The sequence below is a fragment of the Streptomyces sp. NPDC045955 genome (genome assembly GCF_056430805.1).
The window spans coordinates 343219-363381 of record NZ_JBWKKY010000003.1 but is presented as its reverse complement, the minus strand read 5'-3'; the positions used below and the strand labels follow the sequence as shown (position 1 = coordinate 363381).

18 protein-coding genes are annotated in these 20163 nt (G+C 70.6%); 6 read left to right on the top strand and 12 right to left on the bottom strand.

Features of this window, described 5'->3' with window-relative positions:
• The first annotated feature begins 84 nt into the window (after positions 1–84).
• Positions 85–2172, top strand: a complete 2088-nt coding sequence (locus AC07F0_RS07990; protein WP_478975703.1) for an AfsR/SARP family transcriptional regulator — start codon at positions 85–87, stop codon at positions 2170–2172.
• Positions 2173–2229: 57 nt separating this feature from the next.
• Here the strand turns inward: AC07F0_RS07990 and AC07F0_RS07985 are convergent, their stop codons facing one another.
• The gene (locus AC07F0_RS07985) at positions 2230–3450 is read right to left on the bottom strand and encodes a methyltransferase domain-containing protein (protein ID WP_478975701.1); all 1221 of its coding nucleotides are present in this window, start codon (positions 3448–3450) and stop codon (positions 2230–2232) included.
• 102 nt (positions 3451–3552) lie between these two features.
• Here AC07F0_RS07985 and AC07F0_RS07980 point away from each other — a divergent pair, with 102 nt between their 5' ends.
• Together AC07F0_RS07980 and AC07F0_RS07975 are read left to right on the top strand one after the other, a co-directional pair.
• A complete protein-coding gene (locus AC07F0_RS07980) occupies positions 3553–4323 on the top strand; it encodes a class I SAM-dependent DNA methyltransferase (protein ID WP_478975698.1) in 771 nt (256 codons plus the stop codon).
• Positions 4324–4365: 42 nt separating this feature from the next.
• Positions 4366–5160, top strand: a complete 795-nt coding sequence (locus AC07F0_RS07975; protein ID WP_478975696.1) for a phytanoyl-CoA dioxygenase family protein — start codon at positions 4366–4368, stop codon at positions 5158–5160.
• Between the two features lie 70 nt (positions 5161–5230).
• On the opposite strand, the gene AC07F0_RS07970 is transcribed toward AC07F0_RS07975, so the two are convergent.
• From AC07F0_RS07970 to AC07F0_RS07960, 3 genes are read right to left on the bottom strand one after another with little or no spacing between them, the layout of a single operon-like run.
• Positions 5231–6448, bottom strand: a complete 1218-nt coding sequence (locus AC07F0_RS07970) for an acyl-CoA dehydrogenase family protein (protein ID WP_478975693.1) — start codon at positions 6446–6448, stop codon at positions 5231–5233.
• A 13-nt stretch (positions 6449–6461) separates the two neighbouring features.
• Complete coding sequence (locus AC07F0_RS07965; protein ID WP_478975690.1) at positions 6462–7226, bottom strand: NAD-dependent epimerase/dehydratase family protein; 765 nt, start codon at positions 7224–7226, stop codon at positions 6462–6464.
• A gap of 17 nt (positions 7227–7243) precedes the next feature.
• Positions 7244–8836, bottom strand: coding sequence for an FAD-binding oxidoreductase (locus AC07F0_RS07960; RefSeq protein WP_478975687.1), 1593 nt, complete (start codon positions 8834–8836; stop codon positions 7244–7246).
• A 161-nt stretch (positions 8837–8997) separates the two neighbouring features.
• Between AC07F0_RS07960 and AC07F0_RS07955 the strand changes: the two genes are divergently transcribed.
• Positions 8998–9882, top strand: a complete 885-nt coding sequence (locus AC07F0_RS07955; protein WP_478975685.1) for a class I SAM-dependent methyltransferase — start codon at positions 8998–9000, stop codon at positions 9880–9882.
• Here the strand turns inward: AC07F0_RS07955 and AC07F0_RS07950 are convergent.
• From AC07F0_RS07950 to AC07F0_RS07925, 6 genes are all read right to left on the bottom strand, one after another.
• Positions 9860–10807: an acyltransferase domain-containing protein gene (locus AC07F0_RS07950; protein WP_478975682.1), complete on the bottom strand. Its 948-nt coding sequence runs from the start codon at positions 10805–10807 to the stop codon at positions 9860–9862. The genes AC07F0_RS07955 and AC07F0_RS07950 overlap by 23 nt on opposite strands.
• A 94-nt stretch (positions 10808–10901) precedes the next feature.
• Positions 10902–11933 (bottom strand): ketoacyl-ACP synthase III family protein, encoded by a 1032-nt coding sequence (locus AC07F0_RS07945; RefSeq protein ID WP_478975679.1) that lies wholly within the window; start codon positions 11931–11933, stop codon positions 10902–10904.
• A 13-nt stretch (positions 11934–11946) separates the two neighbouring features.
• Entirely contained in the window at positions 11947–12222 is a 276-nt protein-coding gene (locus tag AC07F0_RS07940) for an acyl carrier protein (RefSeq protein ID WP_478975676.1), read from the bottom strand.
• On the bottom strand, positions 12219–13436 hold the full coding sequence (locus AC07F0_RS07935) for a ketosynthase chain-length factor (protein ID WP_478975673.1): 1218 nt from the start codon (positions 13434–13436) through the stop codon (positions 12219–12221). Before AC07F0_RS07935 ends, AC07F0_RS07940 begins: the two co-directional genes overlap by 4 nt.
• Positions 13433–14704, bottom strand: coding sequence for a beta-ketoacyl-[acyl-carrier-protein] synthase family protein (locus tag AC07F0_RS07930; RefSeq protein ID WP_478975670.1), 1272 nt, complete (start codon positions 14702–14704; stop codon positions 13433–13435). The genes AC07F0_RS07935 and AC07F0_RS07930 overlap by 4 nt, the downstream gene beginning before the upstream one ends.
• Before the next feature lie 644 nt (positions 14705–15348).
• Positions 15349–15561: a hypothetical protein gene (locus tag AC07F0_RS07925; RefSeq protein WP_478975667.1), complete on the bottom strand. Its 213-nt coding sequence runs from the start codon at positions 15559–15561 to the stop codon at positions 15349–15351.
• Between the two features lie 528 nt (positions 15562–16089).
• On the opposite strand from AC07F0_RS07925, the gene AC07F0_RS07920 reads away from it, so the two are divergent.
• Positions 16090–16878, top strand: coding sequence for a DeoR/GlpR family DNA-binding transcription regulator (locus AC07F0_RS07920; RefSeq protein ID WP_478975664.1), 789 nt, complete (start codon positions 16090–16092; stop codon positions 16876–16878).
• Positions 16879–17074: 196 nt separating this feature from the next.
• Here the strand turns inward: AC07F0_RS07920 and AC07F0_RS07915 are convergent, their stop codons facing one another.
• Positions 17075–18673: an amidohydrolase gene (locus AC07F0_RS07915; RefSeq protein ID WP_478975662.1), complete on the bottom strand. Its 1599-nt coding sequence runs from the start codon at positions 18671–18673 to the stop codon at positions 17075–17077.
• 6 nt (positions 18674–18679) lie between these two features.
• Positions 18680–18892 (bottom strand): MbtH family protein, encoded by a 213-nt coding sequence (locus tag AC07F0_RS07910; protein ID WP_478975659.1) that lies wholly within the window; start codon positions 18890–18892, stop codon positions 18680–18682.
• Positions 18893–18981: 89 nt separating this feature from the next.
• Here AC07F0_RS07910 and AC07F0_RS07905 point away from each other — a divergent pair, with 89 nt between their 5' ends.
• A complete protein-coding gene (locus AC07F0_RS07905; protein ID WP_478975656.1) occupies positions 18982–20073 on the top strand; it encodes an alpha/beta hydrolase-fold protein in 1092 nt (363 codons plus the stop codon).
• Positions 20074–20163: the final 90 nt, after the last annotated feature.

Sequence of the window (20163 nt, the reverse complement as noted above, 5' to 3'; positions counted from 1 at the left end):
TGACAGAGGTGTATCAGGAACCTACCCTTCCAATCACTTGCATCAGCAACTCGACCAGCTGCTGACAAACTGGGGGAACGCCACATGGACTTCCGGGTTCTCGGACCCTTGGAGATGCTCGACAAAGGACGCAACATAGCCCCGACCGCGCCCAAGCCCCGCCAGGTCATCGCCCTGCTGATCATGCGGCGCAACGCAGTTGTGCAGACCAGCGAGTTGATCGACGAGCTTTGGGAGAACGGCCCTCCGGCGAGCGCCCTGACCACGCTCCAAACCTACGTATACAAGCTTCGTAAAATTCTTTTACGACACGGCGGGAAAGATCTTCTCCATACCCGCCCGGGCGGCTACGTATTCGAAATACCAAACTCCTCCATCGATATTTACCGTGTGGAGCGTGCGGCAGCGGAGGGACAGGCCGCGCTCGAAGCGGGAAATGCCACGCGGGCTCATGACATCCTGCACGAGGCTCTTTCCATGTGGCAGGCACCGGCCCTGGTGGACGTGGACCAGGGCACACTGCTTTCCTCGTACGCCACTCGACTCGAGGAGTTCCGGTCCCGGATCCTGGAACTGCGCATCGAGGCCGACCTCCAGCTCGGCCATCACCGGGAACTGGTGAGCGAGCTCAAGTCCCTGGTGCTCACTCACCCCCTGCATGAGCATCTGCACGCATCCCTCATGATCGCCCTGCACCGTTCCGGACGGCGCCACGAGGCGCTGGAGGCGTTCCGGGCACTGCGACGCAACATGATCGAGGACCTTGGACTCGAACCCGGTGAGGAATTACGGCAGTTGCACCAGGCGCTGCTCGAGGACTCCCCGATCGGTCCGCCGTTCGAAACCCGGCAGACCATGCCGCCGGCCCATGCCGCGGCGCTCCCCCAGCCTGCAGCGGACCGGGGCGGTGATCCGGAGACCCGCTCCGTGCACAAAGCCGCCACCCCGGCACTCCGCGAGACGCCCATGGCCGGGGACCGTACGGGTGCTCCCCCGGCCCGCGAGCTGCCGGCCGACCCACCGGTGACCGTCCCCTTGTCGCCCGTGACCGTGCCGGCAGAACTCCCGCCGGATGTCGCCGACTTCACTGGCCGGGCCACTACTCTCACCGAGATCACCGCGCATCTGGCCCCCGACGAACCGCACGGCACCGCGACCCGGGTCGTGGTGATCGCCGGCATGCCCGGGGTGGGCAAGACGGCGCTCGCCGTACACCTCGCCCACCAGCTGCGCCACCGGTTCGAGGACGGACAGCTCCATGTCGAGCTGGCCGGATCGTCCGACACCCCCCGGGACATCAGGGACGTCTTCCATGAGGTACTGCGCTCTCTGGGGGTCCGGGACTCGCACATTCCGGAGGGCTTGGAGGAGTGCAGCAAACTGCTCAGGTCGATCACCGTGTCCCGGAGGCTGCTGCTGGTGCTCGACGACGCCTCGTCGCTCGCCGACCTTCGCCCGTTGCTGCCCGGTGGCCCACGCTGCGGGGTGATCCTGACGAGTCGGTGGCGGCTGCACGGCCTGGCCGGGGCTCAGAGCGTCGATCTGCAGGTACTGGCCCTGCCCGAGGGCCTGGACCTGCTCGCCTCGCTGATCGGGCGCCGACGGATCGAGCGGGAGCCGGAGGCCGCCGACCGGCTGGTGGCACTGAGCGGAGGCTTGCCGCTGGCACTGCGCTGCATCGGAGGGCGGCTGGCGGCTATGCCCGGGCTGCCGCTGACCCGGGTCGCGGACCAAATCGGAAGATCTCAGGATGTTCTGGCCGAACTCAGACTCGGCGACCTTAACGTGAAGGCCGGTTTCGACGCCGTCTACGACCGGCTCAACTCCTCGGAGCAGGCCACGTTCCGGCTGCTGAGCATGCTGCCCGCCGACGCCTTCACCGCCTCCGCCGCGGCCGAGTTGCTCGGCTGTGAAGTCGCCACGGTCGAACGCGTGCTGCAACGTTTCGTCAACAGCTACCTGCTGCGGATCGTCCGTTACGACCATGACGGCATCCACTATGCCTATCCGCCCCTGACCTGGCGGTACGCCCGGTCGCGGCTGGACTCCACCATCGCCCACGCCGCGCTGGACACGCGCGGCGCACCTCGGGAGCGGGCCGAGGGGGCGCGGCCCGCCGTCGCGGCGAGTGCCGCCATGTGCGACGGCGGCGGCCACCTGTCCGTCTCCTGACAGCTTCGCTTGCGCATGATGTGTGGCGGGGGACCGTCCTCCGCCACACACCTGTGGTCACACCACCTGAACGTGCGGGACGTACAGGATCCACTTCCCGCCCGCCTCCCGGAAGCGGACCTCCTTCGCGATGATCTCCTCAGCGTGGTTCCACGCGAAGAGCAGCGCGTAGTCGGGATACGGGTTCTCGAACGCGGACCGCGGACGCACCGGGATGTGCGAACCAGGGGTCAGCCGGCCCTGCTTGTTCGGGGTCGTGTCGGAGACGAACGACACCAGATCGGGACCGATACCGCAGTAGTTGGCCACGGTGGCGCTCTTCGCGGTGGCCCCGTACCCGACCACCCTGCGGCCCTCCGCCTTCAGCTGCCGGAGCAGCTCCACCAGATCGTCGCGGGACTTCTCGACGTTCCGGAAAAAGGCGTTCAGAGTGTCCAGGTCGGCCAGACGCCTGACCTTCTCCTCGGCGAGCAGCGCCGCCACCGAGGGATCGGGGGTGCGCCGCCCCTGGCGGGCGATCGTGTAGCGAACCTCCCCGCCGTGCACCGGCAGACGCTCGGCGTTGACCAGTTCAAAACCGAACCGCTGCGCCATGGCGGAGACCGAGGTGACGCTGAAGAAGTAGAAGTGCTCGTCGTAGATCTGGTCGTAGGCCGTCTTGTCGACGATGTCGGCGAGATAGGGGTCCTCGAAGACGAAGACGCCGTCGTCGGCGAGCAGGGCGTCGACCCCGCGGAAGATCGAGTCCACGTACGGGATGTGGCAGATGGTGTTGGCGGCGTAGACCAACTGCGCGGGCCTTCCCTCGGCTTCGCGTATCTCGGTCGCCGTGGACTCCTGGAAGAACTCGGTCGTCACCCGGATGCCGTTCCTCCGGGCGATGTCGGCCACGCTCTGAGACGGCTCCACCCCCAGATGCCGTACGCCAGCGTCGGCGAAGGCCCGGAGCATGATGCCGTCGTTGCAGCCGAGTTCGACCGCGAACGAATCGGGGGACGTCAGCTCGGTCCGGAGGAAGTGCTGAGCGGTCTGCTCGAAGTGCTTCCTCATCACTGACGACCCGGACGACAGATACGGGTAGTGCCCGTTGAACATCAGGTGCCGGGGCACTTCCTCCATCAGCTGGACCATGCTGCACGAGGCGCACACGCCCAACGCGAGCCGGAAGAAGTACTCGTCCCCGATGTAGTCGGGCTCGAGGAACCCGCTGGACAGCGGCTGCGTGCCGAAATCACCGAACTCGTGAAGTCGGCCGCCGCAGATACGGCAGCTCGTCATGGTGAACAGCCTGCCGTCCCGCTCTCGCAGCCATGTCGACGACGGCTCGACATCCCCCGGCTCCAGCGGGTCTCGGCGTGCCTTCTAGGCGGCGTTCCGAGGATGGCGGGACGCGAGGGTTCGGGCGAGCAGGTGGGAGTTGCTTTGTACGGCGCTGAGGCCAGCGAGGTCTACGAGCTGATGCACGAGAGCAGGGGCAAGGACTACGCCGCGGAGGCGTCTGACATCGCCCGCCGGATCCGGGCCCTGCTGCCGGGCGCCCGGTCGCTGCTGGATATCGCCTGCGGTACGGGGGCACACCTGCGGCACTTCCGCACGGAGTTCGAGCGGGTCGAAGGGCTGGAGCTGTCGGCGCCGATGGCCGCGGCCGCGCGGCGGCGGCTTCCCGGGGTGACCGTGCACACCGGGGACATGCGCGACTTCGCGCTGGACTCCACCTTCTCTGCGGTCACCTGCATGTTCGGCTCGATCGGCTATCTCCCGTCAGCGGCCGAACTCGACGCCACGCTGGCCCGGTTCGCCCGCCATCTGGACGCCGGCGGAGTCGTCGCGATCGACCCTTGGTGGTTCCCCGAGACGTTCCTGGACGGCCACGTCGCCGGCGGTGCGGCCACCGTGGCGGGCCGGACGCTGGCGCGGGTCTCCCATTCGGTGCGCCGGGGGAACGCGTCGCGGATGGACGTGCACTATCTCGTCGCGGATCCAGAGGCGGGCGTACGGCACTTCAACGAGACGCATCTGATCAGCCTGTTCACCCGGGCACAGTACGAGGCGGCGTTCACCGCCGCCGGCCTGACCGTCGACTACGTGGACGGAATGCACGGTGGCCGCGGACTGTTCATCGGTGCGCTCACTCGGCCCTCTGCCCCCTGAAACGTGCTCCCCACGGGAGCGAAACTCGAAGGAGATCGTCACGTGCCGCCCCTGAGCGAGCTGACCACCGCCGAGAATCTGTCCGAGGACACCGTTCGCCGCTACCGTGACGACGGTTTTGTGCACATCCCCCAGGTGCTCTCCGCCGAGGAGGTGTCGACCTACCGCGCCGCCTCGGAGGCCCTCCTGGAACGGGACATGGAAATCTGGGCGGGCGGGGAGGACGGCGGCCAGGTCGAGGTCAACTACGTGACCCAGGCCTGGCGCAAGGACGAGACGCTGCGCGCTCTGGCGCTCCATCCCGGCCTGTCCGGGATCGCCGCCCGGCTGGCCGGCGGCCCACTGCGGCTCTACAGCAGCGAGGTGCTGGTCAAGGAGCCGCGCAAGGCCCTGCCGACCTTGGTCCACGACGACGAGGCGGGTTTGCCCATGGCTGGTCTGTCGCTGACGCTGACCGCCTGGATAGCGCTCGTCGACGTGCCCGTGGAGCGCGGGTGCCTGAGCTATGTGCCCGGCTCCCATCTGCGCAAGGAGTCGGAGCGGCTGGTACACATGACCAGCTTCGAACACTTCAGGCCGCCGGAGGACATCTGGCCCGACTACCCCTGGCAGCCCCGGGTCACGGTGCCACTGCGCGCCGGTGACGTGGCCTTCCACCACTGCCGTACGGTTCACATGGCGGGGGCCAACGACACCGACGAACGCCGGATCGGTCACGGCGTGATCTTCATGGACGACGGCACCACCTATCTGCCCGGCGTCACGGACGGGTACCTGTCCCACATGCGTCCGGGACAGCGTCTGGACGACGACAAGCTGTTCCCGGTCGTCGGCTGAACCCGGGCGTACACGCCGGGGCCCCGGGAGGTGAACCCTCCTCCCGGGGCCCCGGCCCTGTACTGCCTGCTCAGGACTCCAGGTCCAGCGCCTGAGCACTCAGGTGGTCGATGGCGTCCGCGTAGGTGAACGGCTGCATGAACCAGCCGGCCCGTACGTCCCGGTAGCACCGGGACAGCGGGTGTCCCGCGGTGAAGGAGGCGCCGCCGGCGAGCGTCATACAGTCCTCGACGACGGCTGCGGCGTTGCGGTTGACGACCAGCTTGGCGTACTGGAAGGGGGCGATCATCCGCAGCCCGCGTTCGGAGGGGTCATGGGCGGTCCGGCCGGAGTGGTGGTCGGTGTGCAGCAGGGCGGCACCAAGCGCGGTGCGCAGGGAATACAGCTTGACGTCCATCTCGGCGACGAGGGTACGTACGGCGGCGGCCGGGACGCCCCCGCGGCGCCTGACCCCTGCGACGGCCAGGTTCCGGGCGGACTGCGCGATGCCCGCGTACACGCCGAGCAGCCCGATGGAACTGACCGTCTGCCCGGCCATCGCGGCGTGGTTGACCTCGCCGGCCGGCCCGCGCAGGAAGAGGTCCGCCTCCGGCACCGGACAGTCGTCGAAGACCACCTCGGAACTGGCCGAGGCTCGCATGCCCATGCCGTCCCAGTTGTCCGGGACGGTCAGCCCCGGTGTGTCGGCCGCGAGGAAGGCGGAGGCCAGCCGGGCCGGGCCGGACTCCGGCCGGGTGCGCGTGGCCACCACGAAGTGGGTGGCGAACGGGGCCATGGAGACGAGGATCTTCCGGCCGTGCAGCAGCCAGCCGCCTTCCTCGCCGGGGCGCAGCTCGGTGGTCCGGCCCGCGTCCTTCAGGGCGCCGCCGATGACCGCGCCGCCGGTGCCCATCAGCCACAGGATCCGTTCGGCGAGGGCCTTTCCGGCGGGGTCGGCGTGGCGGAGCTCGTAGGACATGGTGATGCCCCGGCACAGCTGCATGTGGAGGCAGAGCGCGGTGGCGGCGTCGGCCTCGGCGACCCGCATGACGGCCAGTGCCACGTCGTGGACGCTGCTGAGTCCCAGGCCGCCGAAACCGCGCGGCACAGTGGCGGACAGCACCGAGTCGGCGGCCAGCGCCCGGAATGCCTCGACGGGGAAGGTGCCGTCACGGTCGTGGTCGGCGGCGGCTGCGGCGATGCGTGGCAGATGCGGGTCGAGGATGTCCAGGAGCTGATGTCCCTCGGGGGTCACCGGGGCACTGAGATCGGCCAGGCACGGGAGCGTGACGCCGGCTTCGCTGGTCATGGGGTCCTTCTCCTCAGGGTGTCGGCCCGGCCGGCAGGCCGGCTCGGTGCGGTTGGGCGGCGATGTAGCGGTCGATGGCGGTGCGGAAGTAGCCGGGGCCGAACGCGCGCACCGCCCCCGCGGACACCAGCCGGTGGAGCTTGGTCACCGAGGGACAGTGGGAGACGCTGTGCCCGGCGGTGTGCCGCTCGGCCCGGGTGCCGAGCCGCAGTTCGAGATGGTCGAGGATGTCGGCGACCGGCACGCAGTCCCCGGAGGCCACGTTGACGGTCTCGTCCTCGACACCGGTGCTCAGCAACTGGTCGAAGAGCGCAACGAAGTCGTCGACGTGGAGCAGGTCGCGGCGGGCTCCCTGCTGGACGGTGACCCGCCCGGCCAGCAGGTGGCGGATCAGTACGGACAGCAGGCGGTACTCCGGCTCGCCCGGGCCGAGGACATAGCCGAGCCGCAGGATCAGATGGCGCACTCCGGCGTCCCTGATGAGGTTCTCCAGGTCGAGCTTGTGCTGTCCGTAGGGAAGCGCCGGAGTGACCGGCTCGTCTTCGAGGCCCCGGCAGCCGGGCGCTCCGTACATGGAGACCGTGGAGAAGAAGACGAGTCGGCGGCCGCCGGCGACACAGCGGGCCACGGCGTCGCCGACGAGCCGGCGCTCCCGCTCGTGAGCGGACTCCGGCAACGGATGGCGCGGTACTCCGGCAGCCAGCACGGTCACCTCGGGGTGCCGGTCGCTCAGGGGCCGCAGACGGCGGGCGAGGAATCCGCTGCCGATGAGTTCCACTTTGGGGGGGTCCCTCCTCAGGCCTGGGGGCGGACGGACAGGGCGTGGCGGAAGATGTCCCTGGGATCCCAGCGGGCTTTGATTCGTTGCAGCCTGGGGTAGTTGTCGCGGTAGTACAGGGTGTGCCAGGGGACGCCGGAAATGTTCCACTTCGGATCGGCGAGGTCGGCGTCGGGGTAGTTGACGTAACACCCGCCGTTGGCGTCGCCCGGGACGGGCACTCCACCGGTTTCCGCGTGGACCTCCTGGTAGAAGCGGCGGATCCACTCGATCTCCGCGCGGTCCTCGGGGTCGGTCCAGTAGTGGCCGTAGGTCACGCTGAACAGCGCGTCACGGTGCGGGAAGGCCGTGGCGTCCGGCGCCACGGCGTTGATCTCGCCGCCGAACGAGGTGACGTGGACGGAGGTGCCCCAGCGGGTGTCGCCGTCCGTGAGGTACTGGTGGACGACGCCGATCTGCCGGTCGGTCCACCTCCTGCGCAGGAAGGCGGCCTTGGACTTGAAGGGGGTGCCGCCGGCGTAGGTTGCGGCGCCGAGCGTGGCGGTGAGCCAGGGCTGGTCGCTGCGCGTCGTCTCGGCGGGTGTTCCGACGCCGGCGGTGACCTGCTCGACGTAGTCGTCCATGAGCCGGCCGGTGTCCGGCCGTTCGCCGTTCACCCCGACGAGGAGCTGGAAGGTTCCGGTGGCCCGGTGGGTGAGTGCGAGAGAACTGAAGATCTCGGTCTGCGGATGGCGCTCGTGCCAACTGCCGTGGTTGCGCACGAGGGTGGTGAAGGCGCGTTCGTCGGTCTGCGCCCACTGCCACGTCGCGACCAGGCCCGGGGCGGTGGCCGGTGGCCTGGGCAGCAGGCCGCCCGGCTGCCTCCCGCGAGCCTGCGGGGAGCGCAGCAGATAGCGCAGCACGACACCGAAGTTGCCGCCACCGCCTCCGGTGTGCGCCCACCACAGGTCCCGGTGCGGGTCGTCGGAGCGGCGGGTCGCGACCACTCGGCGGGCCTTCCCCGCCCGGTCGACGACGACCACCTCCACGCCGTACAGGTGGTCGACCACCATGCCGTGCCGTCGCGAGAGGTTGCCATAGCCGCCGCCGGCGATGTGTCCGCCGACACCGACGCTGGGGCAACTGCCGCCCGGGATGGTGACGCCCCAGCCGTAGTAGAGGTCCTTGTAGACCTTGCCGAGGGTGGCGCCCGCCTCGACGGAGAAGGCCTGGTGCTCGGAGTCGAAGGAGACCTGGTTCAGCTGTGAGACGTCGAGGACGATCCGGACGTCGGCCGAGGTGACGAAGTCCTCGTAGCAGTGGCCTCCGCTGCGGACGGCGATCCGTTTGCCGGCCTGTACGGCGTCTTCGACGGCCCGGACGGCCTGTTCAGCCGAGTACACGGCGAGGATGGCGTCGGGGCGGGGCGTGAACCGTCCGTTGTGACTCTTGTTCAGGCTCGGGTACCGAAAGTCGTCCGGGCCCACGGTGACGACGCCCGATACCGGACGGCAGTCCGGCCCGGGCCGTTCGGCGGCTGCCTCGACGGGGCCGTCGAGGCCGGTCAGCGCGGCGGCTCCGCCTGTCGCGGCCGCAACTCGCAATATATGACGACGGGTCAGCTGTCCCACGTGAACGTCGTTCCTTCCCCCGTGACCTGTCTGCCAAGTGACGGGCGCCCACGCTAGGCGGGGCCGCTGTCGGCTGCCTCGGCTTCCGCTGTAGGGGCGGTGGAGCGGCGTTCCAGCCGGGCACGACGCGGGTACGAGAGACCATCCGCACGCTGCGCCCTATGGCAGCGAACACTGACGGCAAGGTAGACGACACGGCGTACAAGGCTGAAGTCGCCCGGGCGTTCGACCGGGCAGCCGCCCACTACGACAGGATGGGTGTCGAGTTCTTCACCCCGATGGGACGGCGACTGGTCGAACGGACCGGTCCGCGGTCCGGCGACCGGGTGCTCGACGTGGGCTGCGGCCGGGGCGCGGCTCTGTTCCCGGCGGCCTCGATGACCGGGCCCACGGGTTCCGTGCTGGGCATCGACATCGCGCCGGCGATGGTGGAGGAGGCGCGGCGGGAGGCGGAGCGGCTGGGTGCCGCGCATGTGGAGTTGCGGGTGATGGATGGTGAGCGGCCGGAGTTGCCGCCGCGCTCCTTCGATCTGGTGCTGGGCAGCTACAGCCTGATCTTCCTGCCCGACGCGCCGGCGGCGCTGGCCCGCTACGCGCGGCTGCTGGCCGACGGCGGCCGCATCGCGTTCACGAGTCCGGTCTTCACAGACGACACGTTCCCGTTCCTGCCCCCGGTGTTCACCGAGCTGATCCCGCGGTCACTGCTGGCGAACCTGCCGGCCGAATGGCAGCCGGAGGCGCTGCAACGCCGGTTCAACAGCTGGCTGGGGCAGGCCACGGATCTGCGGCGGACCATGGAGAAGGCGGGCTTCACCGACGTCGAGGTGGTGGACGAGCCGGTCGAGCTGATCGCCGTCTCCGGCGAGGCGTGGGTGGACTGGTCCCACACCCAGGGCATGCGGCTGCTGTGGACGCATCTGCCCGAGGAGGAGAGCGCACGGCTGCGGAAACGCCTCGTCACCGCCCTCGACACCATGCGGGACGGTGAGGGGCCGCTGACCATCAGCACCCCGGTGCGCTACGTCATCGCGACCGTGCGCCGATGACGTCGTACTCGGCGAGGGTCTCCCGGGCGGCCGTGACGAAGGCGCGGTCCTGCTCGGGAGGGCCGGGACGGGCCGGGAGCAGCGGCACGACGGCGCTGCGGCCGGCCCGTACGGCCGGGTGGCGCCGGGCCAGCTGGGCGAGCGTCTGCCCCGGGCCGGCGTCCACCACGACGGCGTCCCGCCCCGTGAGCAGGGCGTCGAGCGCGGGCCAGAAGAGCACCGGGGCGACGGGCTGCCGCGCCCAGTAGCCGGGGTCGGCGACATCCTCGTACCGCAGAGGCCGGGCGGTGTAGCAGGACTGCAGGACGAGCTCCGGCGGCGCGGTGGGAAGGGCGGCCACCATCCGCTCGCTTCCGGCGACGGCCGGAGCCAGTGCGGGACTGTGGAAGGGGCTGAGGGACGGCAGTCGCCGGCAGGTGAACGCGTGCTCCGTCAGCTCCTTCTGGGTAAGTTCCAGCGCGGGATCGGGGCCGGCCAGGACGGTCTGCCGCGGTGCGTTGACCGCGCCCACGACGACGTCGCCGCCGAGGAACGGCTCGACCTCCTCCTGTGTGGCGGCGACGGCGAGCATGCCGCCAGGCGGACCGGCGGCGAGCGACCTGATCCGGTCGCACACGAGTCGGGTCGCGTCCCGCAGAGTGAAGACCTCGGCCAGTACGGCTGCGGCCAGCTCACCGATGCTGTGGCCGAGCAGGGCGTCGGGACGCCCGCCCCAGCTCTGCACGAGCCGGCCCAGCGCGAGGTCGACGGCGAAGAGGAGCGGCTGGGAGCGGGTGACGTGGTCGAGGTCCACGGACGGGCGGTCGGTCAGCCAGTCGGCTCTGAGCCGCTCGCCTTCGCCCGCCTCGCAGGTGTCGACGGCGTCGAGGACTTCATCCAGGGCTGCGGTGAACACCGGTTCGCTGCCATACAACCCCGCAGCCATCCGTACGTGCTGTGCCCCCTGCCCCGGCAGTAGTAGCACCATCGCCCGACGGTTCGCCACTGTCCCCCTCCTCCGTATCCGTTCGTTCCTTGGTTCACGGCCGCTCCACCCACTCCGGGCGTTCCAGAACGTCGAGCACGGCGCAGGACCAGGTGAACCCGGCTCCCACGCTGATCAGCAGACAGGTGTCGCCGGGGCCCAGCGCCCCCGAGACGGTCAGATGGTCGAGTCCGGCGAAGGGGTCACCGGCGCCCAGGTGCCCGACCTGCCGGCTCCAGGGCCAGGTCGTGCGCTGCGGGTCGATGTCCAGAGGGCCGAAGTAGGCGGCCTGGAGCCGGCGCCGTCCCAGGTGGGGCAGGGCGATCCGGTCGATGTCGGTGAGTTCGAGTTCCGCCTCGGCCAGGGCCTGCTTGACGACGGCCTCCTGGGCGGCGGCGACCTTGGACACGGCGTAGGAGACCCCCGTGGTGGCCAGGAAGGCCCTCTTGCAGGCCTCGAGGTCCACCTGGGGCCGATGGCTGAACGGCGTGTCCTGGAAGGGGTCGTCGCCCCGGTGCATCCCTTCCAGCTCCGGCACGGAGACGGTTGCGAGGCTGCGGATGCGGGCGAAGCCGCGGTGGCGGGACAGGACGAGGGCGGTGGCGCCGTCTCCGTAGACCGTGCCGGGGTCGCTGTGCCAGCGGTCGAAGCCGGGCGGGCAGAACTTGTCCGCCGTCGTGATCAGGGCCGCCGAGCGCCCCGGGTCCGCGGCAAGGTAGGCCGAGGCCAGCTCGAGTGCCGCCATGCCGCCGTTGGAGACCTGCCGGACCTCCATGGCGGGACAGCTGTTGCCGAGGGCTGCCCGCTGGACGTAGGAGGCGGGGGCCCACAGATCATGCCCCTGGTGGAAGAAGCTGGCGTGCAGCACAAGGCTGATGTCGCCGGGGAGGGCACCCGCCCGCTGCAGTGCCCTGCGGGCGGCGCCGACGGCCATCTGCGGAGCGGACTCCTCCCCTGCGACGGCGACCGAGACACTGCCGGTGCTCCGCGCGAGGGACGCGGAGCACCGGCCGTCGGCGACGGCGTCCTCGGTGCGGATCCGGGGAGGCAACCAGCTGCCGGTGGCGGCGATGAAGAGCCGGTCCATCGAAGCCGCCGGGTCAGGCGGACCGCTGTGCCGCGGCAGATGCCAGAGCCTCGTTGACGGCGGCCACGAACCGGTTGAGGGTCCGGATCTCCGCCAGCGCGTCGTCCGGCAGTTCGACGCCGTACTCGCGCTTGACACGGCTCGCGGCCTCCATCACCGCCAGCGAGTCGTAGCCGAGGTACTCCAGTTCGACGTCACCGATGTCTCCGCCTTCGGCGGTGACGGCTTCGTCCTCGCCCGCGCACTCGCGCAGGATGTCGACCAGGTGGGGCAGGGTGAGCTCACTCACTTGTGGTCCTTTCCTCGCCCGCGCAGTACGAGGGCGCTGTTGAATCCGTTGCTTCCGCGGGCCAGCACCAGAGCGGTGGTGCCGTCGAAGGGCCTGGGCCGGTCACGGACCAGGTCGAGCGGATGGCCCAGGGTGACCCCGGTGGTCGGGGGGATGACGCCCTCGCGCAGGGCCAGCAGCGCGAGGACGACGTCGAGGGGGGCGCCGCCGGAGCAGAGGCGACCGATCATGGTCTTGGGCGCGGTGACCGGCACGCCGTACGGGCCGAAGAGCCGGACGAGGGTTTCCGCCTCGGCGCTGTCCCGTGCCGCGGAGCCGTCGGCGTCGGCGAAGACGACGTCGACGTCGTCGGTGGTGAGTCCGGCGTCGGCGAGGGCGAGTTCGGCGGCGCGACCGAGGTTTCCGGGCCGTCCGGAGTGCGGCGGCGGGTCGAAAGCGGTTCCGTACCCCGCGATCTCACCGAGTACGGTCGCTCCGCGCGCCCGGGCCCGGGTCTCGTCCTCCAGCACCAGGACGGCCCCGCCCTCGCCCGGCACGTGGCCGTTGGCGTCCGGGTCGAAGGGCAGATAGGCGCGCCCAGGGTCGTCGCGGGTGGAGAGGCGGCCGGCGGCGACGCGGGCGGCCATCCCGTACGGGCAGAGGGACGATTCCATGCCGCCGGTGAGGACTGCCCTGGCTCCGCCGCGCAGGGCGCGCCGGGCCTGGGCGATGGCGTCGACGCCACCGGCCTGTTCGGCCACCAGGACCCCGGTGGGACCGCGCAGATCATGCCGGATGGAGATCTGCCCCGTGTTGACCGCGTAGAACCAGGCGAAGGACATGTACGCGCTGACGTGGTCAGGCCCCTTGCTCCAGAGGTTCTGCAGTTCCCTCTGGCCGAAGTCGAACCCGCCGGCCCCGGCGGCCATGACGACGCCGAGACCGGTTCGGTCCGCCTCCCCGGTGCCCAGGGCCGCGTCGGCGAGCGCCCAGTCGGCCGCGGCGAGCGCGAACCGGGTCATGCGGTCGGTCTGCGGGAGGAGCCTCGACGGCAGATGGCCGGCCGCGTCGAAGTCCCGGACCTGGCCAGCCAGTCGGCTGGGGAAGAGCACGGTGTCGTACCGGTCGATCGGCGTGATGGCGGACTCGCCCCGCAGCGTCGCCGACCAGAATTCCTCGGTCCCCAGGCCGTTGGGCGCGACGACCCCGGTCCCGGTCACTACGGCGGTGGTCACGCGGCCCTCCTGTCCTGCTGGTTGAGCACCATCGCGCTCTGGAACCCGCCGAAGCCGCTGCCGACCGTGAGGACGGTTTCCAGTCGTTGCTCACGGGCGGTCAGCGGTACGTAATCCAGGTCGAGTTCGGGGTCAGGCCGGTGCAGGTTCGCGGTCGGCGGTACGACTCCGTGTTCCATGGCCAGCGCGCAGGCGGCGATCTCGATCGCGCCGATGGCGCCCAGCGAGTGGCCGATCATGGACTTGATGGACGAGACGGGCACGGCGTGCGCGTGGGCGCCCAGGCTGCGTTTGAGGGCGGCGGTCTCGTGCCGGTCGTTCTGCTGGGTCGCCGTGCCGTGGGCGTTGACGTAGTCGATGGCGGTCGGATCGAGCCGGGCACGATCGAGCGCCGAGGTGATGGCCGCGGCCATCTCCCGCCCGTCGGAGCGCAGCCCGGTCATGTGGTGGGCGTTGCCGTGCGAGGCGTATCCGGAGATCTCGGCGTAGATGTGGGCGCCGCGGCGGCGGGCCCGGCCGAACTCCTCCAGGACGAGGACGGCCGCGCCTTCGCCGAGCACGAACCCGTTGCGGGTCCGGTCGAAGGGGCGCGAGGCGGACTCGGGTTCGTCGTTGCGCGACGAGGTGGCCTTGATCGCGTCGAAGCAGGCCACCGTGATGGGTGCGACGGGGGCGTCGGTTCCTCCCGCGATCATGATGTCGGCGCTGCCCTCGCGGATGAGTTCCCAGGCGTGACCGGTGGCGTCGATGCCCGAGGTGCAGCCTGCCGACACGACCGAAGCGGGGCCTTCAGCACCGGCGAACCAGGCGACCTCGGCGGCGAGGGAGCTGGGCACGAAGTAGTCGTAGAGGTACTCGGAGGCCGCGGCGGGGTCGACCGTCCATTCCCGCCCCTCGTCGCTGACGGCGAGGTACTCCCGTTCCAGCTTCTGGGTGAGGCCGACGGCGTTACCGATGCTGACCCCGGTCCGGTGGGCCATGTCGTGGGTGATGCCCGGCTCGCTGTCGGCGAGCGCCTCACGAGCGGCGATCATGAGCATCTGGGCGGCCCGGTCGAGGCGCAGGCCGTCCTGCTCGGTCAGCCCCGCGACGATCGGGTCGAAGTCACACTCACAGGCGATCCTCGAACGGAACGGGGCCGGGTCGAAGGCAGTGATAGCACGGCTCGCCGGTCTGCCGGACGTGATGCGCTCCCAGAACGCCTTGGTTCCGGTGCCTCCCGGTGCCACGACACCGATTCCGGTGACGACGACTCGGCGTTGCGCCATGACGACCCCCTGTCCCACCAGCACATGTGCTTACCGGCTTCGACCATGCGGTGCTCTGGTCGCAGAGGCGTCGAGGACGACTGGACGCAGGGCCGGGCCGGCCTTGACCGGCTCGGTGGCAAGCACAGGGGACTGCACATCCGGTCGATGGCGGCTCACTCCGACGGTCGCTGTCTCCGTCTGTGAACGGGGTATTCCGCGCACATGCGGCCGGTGACACGTCGAGGCGTTCATCGCCGACCTGAAAGCAGCGCATGACCACGCGCTTGGACCGCTCTCTGCTGCGCTCGTGAGGCACGCCGCTTCGGTCCCGAACGCAGCCCGCACCCTCAGGCGCCATGCCGCGGACGAGCTGTCGAGTCACGCAGCGAACCTCCCGAGCGGGGGCCAGGCACCTGTCTCCAGGTCCCCCGTCATGACGGCCACCTGGTCAGCAAGCTGGGACGCTCCCGCGCCCGATGCTGACCGTTTGCTGACTCGAGCGGAGCTATCAAGCCGCTGACCTGCAGAAACACCCAAACGCTAGATCTTGGACTTGAACATGGTGCGAAGCAGGAGGAAACTCCCGACATGTCTGCTCCCTGCCTGCTTTGTGCAGGTCAAGGGCGGTCGTCCACGGAGGCTACATCGATTCGCGTGTCCGGTCAGCTGTCGCCGGGTGTTTCAGTACTCACACTGACCCGTTGCCGGCGGCTGCCCCCGCCCCCATCAGCCTCCGCACACCCAGCCCTCAACAGGAACTGCCGCAGGACGACGAACTGCTGCCGCAGGACGACGAGCTGCAGGACGACGAGCCGCAGGACGACGAGCCGCAGGACGACGAGCCGCCGCCGGAGCAGGAGGAGGAACCGCCGCAAGAACCGGACGGCGAGGGGTCGCAGGCGTCACCCGCTGCGTACCAGGACGAACCGCTGGACGCCATGCCGGCGCCTGCTGCCGCTGATGCCGCACCCGTACCGCTGATCGCCGGCCCCGCACCGTACCGCTGCCCAATCCCCTGGCCGTACCCGGATGCCTGCCAACCCAGATCGGCCCAGGCACGCCGCCAAGCCCGACGCACGAGCCAGGCGCACACAACCGCCATCACCAGCATGACAACGGCCACCACGACCAAAACAGTCACGATCATTTCCCCCCTCCACCGGGCCAGGCGCACCGGTTGTCCGGACCATGCCCCCCGCCCCGGCGACTTCAATCTCCCCTTGAGCAAGCCAAGAGGTTCCTTCGCCCCGCGGGGACGGGCAAAGCGGCAGCGGCAGCGGCAAGGTGGTGCCGGAGCGTGCAGGGTTTTGCTCGTTTGAGACCATAAAACACCCAATCAAGCGCCGTGGTTTCATGGAAGTGCGCACATCGTGGCGCACACCATGGACAGGGAGTTGTGAGGCATGGCGGCACCGCAGGCCCGGTGGAGCGCGCTGCTGGAGATGCTGACGCGCGACGGACGGATCGAGGTCGAACCGGCTGCCGCGGAGTTGGGAGTCTCCGCCGCGACGATCAGGCGCGACCTCGACGAGCTGGCCCGCCAGCAGATGGTCACCCGCACGCACGGCGGAGCCGTGCTCAACGCGATCGCCTACGACCTGCCCCTGCGTTACAAGGCCGCGCGCAGGGCTCCGGAGAAGGAGCGGATCGCGGACGCGGCCGCCGGGCTGGTCAAGGCCGGCGCCGTGGTGGGGCTCAACGGCGGCACCACGACCACCGAGGTGGCGCGCGCACTGGCCACACGGGCCGACCTGAGTTCCAGCGGCGCGGAAACGGCGGTCACCGTGGTGACCAACGCCCTGAACATCGCCAACGAACTGGTCGTACGGCGCCATGTGAAGCTCGTGGTGACCGGCGGGGTGGCCAGGCCGGCGTCCTATGAGCTGATCGGGCCGCTGGCCACCGAACTGCTCGCGGAGATCGCACTGGACCAGGTCTTCATCGGGGTGGACGCCATCGACGTGGCCCACGGGGCGACCGCCCACCACGAGGGGGAAGCCGGCATCAACCGGGCGCTGGCCCGCCGCGCGCGGCAGGTCGTCGCGGTCGCCGACTCCTCCAAGCTGGACCGGCGGGCCTTCGCCCGCATCTGCCCGGTGGAGGACATCGACGTCCTGGTCACCGACAAGGGCGCCTCGGACGAGCTGACCGAGGCGTTCACGGCGGCCGGCGTGGAGGTCATCCGCGCCTGACACCGCACGCCGCTTCCGGCAGCGGCTCCGCCCTTGGCTCCGATGCGCGTCGCGGTGTCATCCCCGGATGCCGCCCGCGATCAGAGCGGCGGCACGGAGCCGCTCCACGAGCCCCGCCGTGTGCCGACGGATTCACGGTGACCTGACCGGCACTCGGTGAGGGAGAGGGCCGGCCGCACGGGCGGCGTGGCCGAGTTCAGGGTTTCCCTGCCCCGCTCTCGGACGCGGCGGAGCGTCGGTCACGGCCGTCGACGTACGTCGCCACCACCTCGATGTCGCCGATGCGGGAGGTGTCGACGCGCCGCGGGTCGTCGCCGAGCACGACCAGGTCGGCGCGCTTGCCCGGGGAGAGGCTGCCGGCGCTGTCCTCCCAGTGGCAGGCGTAGGCACCGGCCACGGTGTAGGCGCGCAGCGCCTCCTCCACGGTGACGCCCTCGTCCGGGCCGATCACCTGGCCGGACGCGGAGGCGCGCTCGACCATGAACTGGACGGCGCGCAGCGGGGATCCGTCGGTGACCGGACGGTCGGAACTGCCGACGAGGGTGATGCCGTGGTCCAGGAATGCCTTGCCCCGGTACAGCCACGGCGCCCGCTCCTCGCCCATGATCGCCGCGTAGTCGTCGCCGAAATGGCGCAGGAAGTTGGGCTGGACGACCGCGCTCACGCCGAGCCGCGCCATGCGCGACAGCTGGTCGGGGCGGATGAGGCCCGCGTGTTCGACGCGGTGCCGGACGCCGTGGCGTGGCCGCAGGCGCTGGGCCCGCTCCAGGGCGTCGAGGGCGACGTCGGCCGCGCGGTCGCCGATGGCGTGCACGGCGAGCTGCCAGCCGGCGAGGTGGCCGGCCACGATCGTCTCGGTGAGCGTCTCTGGGTCGTCCTGCAACTGGCCCGTGTGGTCCAGCCCTTCGTACGGGCTGCTCAGCGCGGCGGTACGGGCCATCATGCCGCCGTCGGTGTAGATCTTCAGGGCGCCGACGGAGAGCCAGTCGTCGCCGAAGCCCGTGCGCAGGCCGAGGTCGAGGGCCCTGGGAATGCCGTCGGTCTCGTGGGCGGCGACGGGCCGCAGCCGGTCCGCGGCGACCATGAGCTGCACCCGCAGCGGCAACAGGCCCTTCTCGCACGCGAGTTGGTAGGCACCGAGTTCGACGGGGCTGTGCCCGAAGAGGGCGCCGCCGATGCCTGCCTCGGCGCAGGCGGTGACGCCTTCGGCGACGCAGGTCCGGGCGGCGCGTCCGATCGCCTCGGCGAGTTCCTCCTGGGAGTACGGCAGGCGCAGGGCGCGGGCGGCACCCATCGCGCCCTCGGCGAGGAAGCCGTTCTCGTGGGGGACACCGGCGGGGAGCCGGTCCAGGACGGCGGTGTTGACGACGCAGCCGTGTCCGGAGTCGTGCAGCACGAACACCCTGCGCCCGTGGCTCACCCGGTCGAGTTCGGCGGCGGTCAGATGGCGGCCCAGGGCCCGCTGGTCGTAGCCGGCGATGCTGACCCAGGCGTCGGGCGAGGCCGTACGGCGGACGGCCTCCGCCACGACGGCGAGCACGTCGTCGATCCGCGTGCGGCCCGCGATGCTCGGCGTGTTCTGCTTGAAGCCGGTCCAGGCCAGGTGCACATGGGCGTCGATGAACCCGGGCAGCACGGTGGCGCCCTGAAGGTCGATCACCTCCCGCGCGGGCAGCGAGGTCACGGCCTCGTCCAGGCCGACGATCCGGCCCCGCCAGATGCCCAGGTCGTGGGCGACGGGGTGGGCCGGGTCCATGGTGACGAAGCGGGCGTTCGTCAGTCTGGCGCAGAGCACCGGGTGTCAGGCGTCCATGGACTCGACGAGGGAACGGGGGCGCAGATCCGTCCAGTTGGCCTCGACGTACTCCAGGCAGGCCTCCCGGGTGTTCTCCTCGAAGGCGATGGTCCACCCGCCGGGCACGTCCGCGAAGGACGGCCAGAGCGAGTGCTGGCCCTCGTCGTTCACGAGGACGAGGAAACGGCCGTCGGCGTCGTCGAAGGGGTTGGTGCTCATGTGCCGTACCTCCTGTGAACATTAGGTTAGGCTCGCCTAATCGCAAGTGAGCTTAGCCTTCTGCCTTTTCGCTCCACAAGGAGACGTCCATGAGGTTGTCGGGGGACGACACCTTCGCCGCGTTCGGACTGCCCGGCACACCGGGGACCGACGCGTTCTGGGCGGCCGCGCGGTCACCCGCGTCGATACCCGACGGCGACGGCTGGACCACCCTCTTCCTGTGGCGAGGGGCCGGTGCGGCGACCATCGGCTTCGAGAGCTGGTCCGAGCCGCTGCCGCTGGCCCGGTTCGGTGACACGGACTGCTGGTACGCCGAGGTGCGCATGCCCGCGCGGTTGCGGGTGACGTACCAGTTCCGCGTGGGCGAGGAGGCGTACGCCGATCCGCTCAACCCGGTCGGGGCCGGCGGTGACCGGTCCCTCGCCGCGACGCCGGACGCGCCGGTCCAGCCGCACTGGCCCGCCGTCGGCGCGGACGGTGTGCTGCCCCTCCCCCGTACCCGGATCCGCTGGGCCAGTGAACGGCTGGGCGGGCGGCGGACCGTGCGTGTGCATCCCGCGGGCGGTGGCGGGCCGGTGGTCCTGCTGCTCGACGGGGACGACTGGCTGTATCTGCACCCGGCCATGACCGCGTTCGACTCGGCGGTCACAAGTGGGGAGATGCCGCCGGTCACGCTCGTCTTTCTGCCGACCAGGGACAGGGAGGCGGAGTTCGCCTGCCGGCCCGAGCTGTGGGAGGCGGTCCGGGACGAACTGCTGCCGCTGGTGGCGGAGTCGGGGGTGACCGCCGAGCTTGACCGGCTGGTCGTCGCCGGGCAGAGCCTCGGGGGGTTGAGTGCGGTGTACGCGGCGCTGGAATTCCCTGACCTGGTGACCCGCGTCGCCTGTCAGTCGGGGTCGTTCTGGTGGACCCCCGACGCCCCGGGCCTGGCCGACCCCTTGAGCGGGCCGGTCGGCGGCACCATCGCCGCGCGCCTGCGGGAGCGCCCGGACCTGTCCGGCCTGCGGGTCGCGTTCGACGTGGGGGAACACGAGACGCGGATGCTGCCCCACTGCGAACTGACCGAGACCCTGGCAGAACGGGCCGGCGCCACCGTACGGGTGTCCCGGTCGCCGTCGGGCCACGACCGGGCGGGCTGGCGTCACGCCCTGCTCAGGGACGTCGCCTGGGCACTCGCTTGAGGCGTGCGGACCGGCGAGCGGTACGCCGGGTCCGGCGGTACGCCCGCCGGGCGGAGAGCTCAGCGCACACGCAAGTACCGCCGTGACAGG

Coding starts and splice junctions, on each gene's coding strand:
- AC07F0_RS07990 (WP_478975703.1), top strand. CDS start 85: ATGGACTTCCGGGTTCTCGGACCCTTGGAGATGCTCGACAAAGGACGC.
- AC07F0_RS07985 (WP_478975701.1), bottom strand. CDS start 3,450: ATGACGAGCTGCCGTATCTGCGGCGGCCGACTTCACGAGTTCGGTGAT.
- AC07F0_RS07980 (WP_478975698.1), top strand. CDS start 3,553: ATGGCGGGACGCGAGGGTTCGGGCGAGCAGGTGGGAGTTGCTTTGTAC.
- AC07F0_RS07970 (WP_478975693.1), bottom strand. CDS start 6,448: ATGACCAGCGAAGCCGGCGTCACGCTCCCGTGCCTGGCCGATCTCAGT.
- AC07F0_RS07955 (WP_478975685.1), top strand. CDS start 8,998: ATGGCAGCGAACACTGACGGCAAGGTAGACGACACGGCGTACAAGGCT.
- AC07F0_RS07950 (WP_478975682.1), bottom strand. CDS start 10,807: ATGGCTGCGGGGTTGTATGGCAGCGAACCGGTGTTCACCGCAGCCCTG.
- AC07F0_RS07945 (WP_478975679.1), bottom strand. CDS start 11,933: ATGGACCGGCTCTTCATCGCCGCCACCGGCAGCTGGTTGCCTCCCCGG.
- AC07F0_RS07930 (WP_478975670.1), bottom strand. CDS start 14,704: ATGGCGCAACGCCGAGTCGTCGTCACCGGAATCGGTGTCGTGGCACCG.
- AC07F0_RS07920 (WP_478975664.1), top strand. CDS start 16,090: ATGGCGGCACCGCAGGCCCGGTGGAGCGCGCTGCTGGAGATGCTGACG.
- AC07F0_RS07910 (WP_478975659.1), bottom strand. CDS start 18,892: ATGAGCACCAACCCCTTCGACGACGCCGACGGCCGTTTCCTCGTCCTC.
- AC07F0_RS07905 (WP_478975656.1), top strand. CDS start 18,982: ATGAGGTTGTCGGGGGACGACACCTTCGCCGCGTTCGGACTGCCCGGC.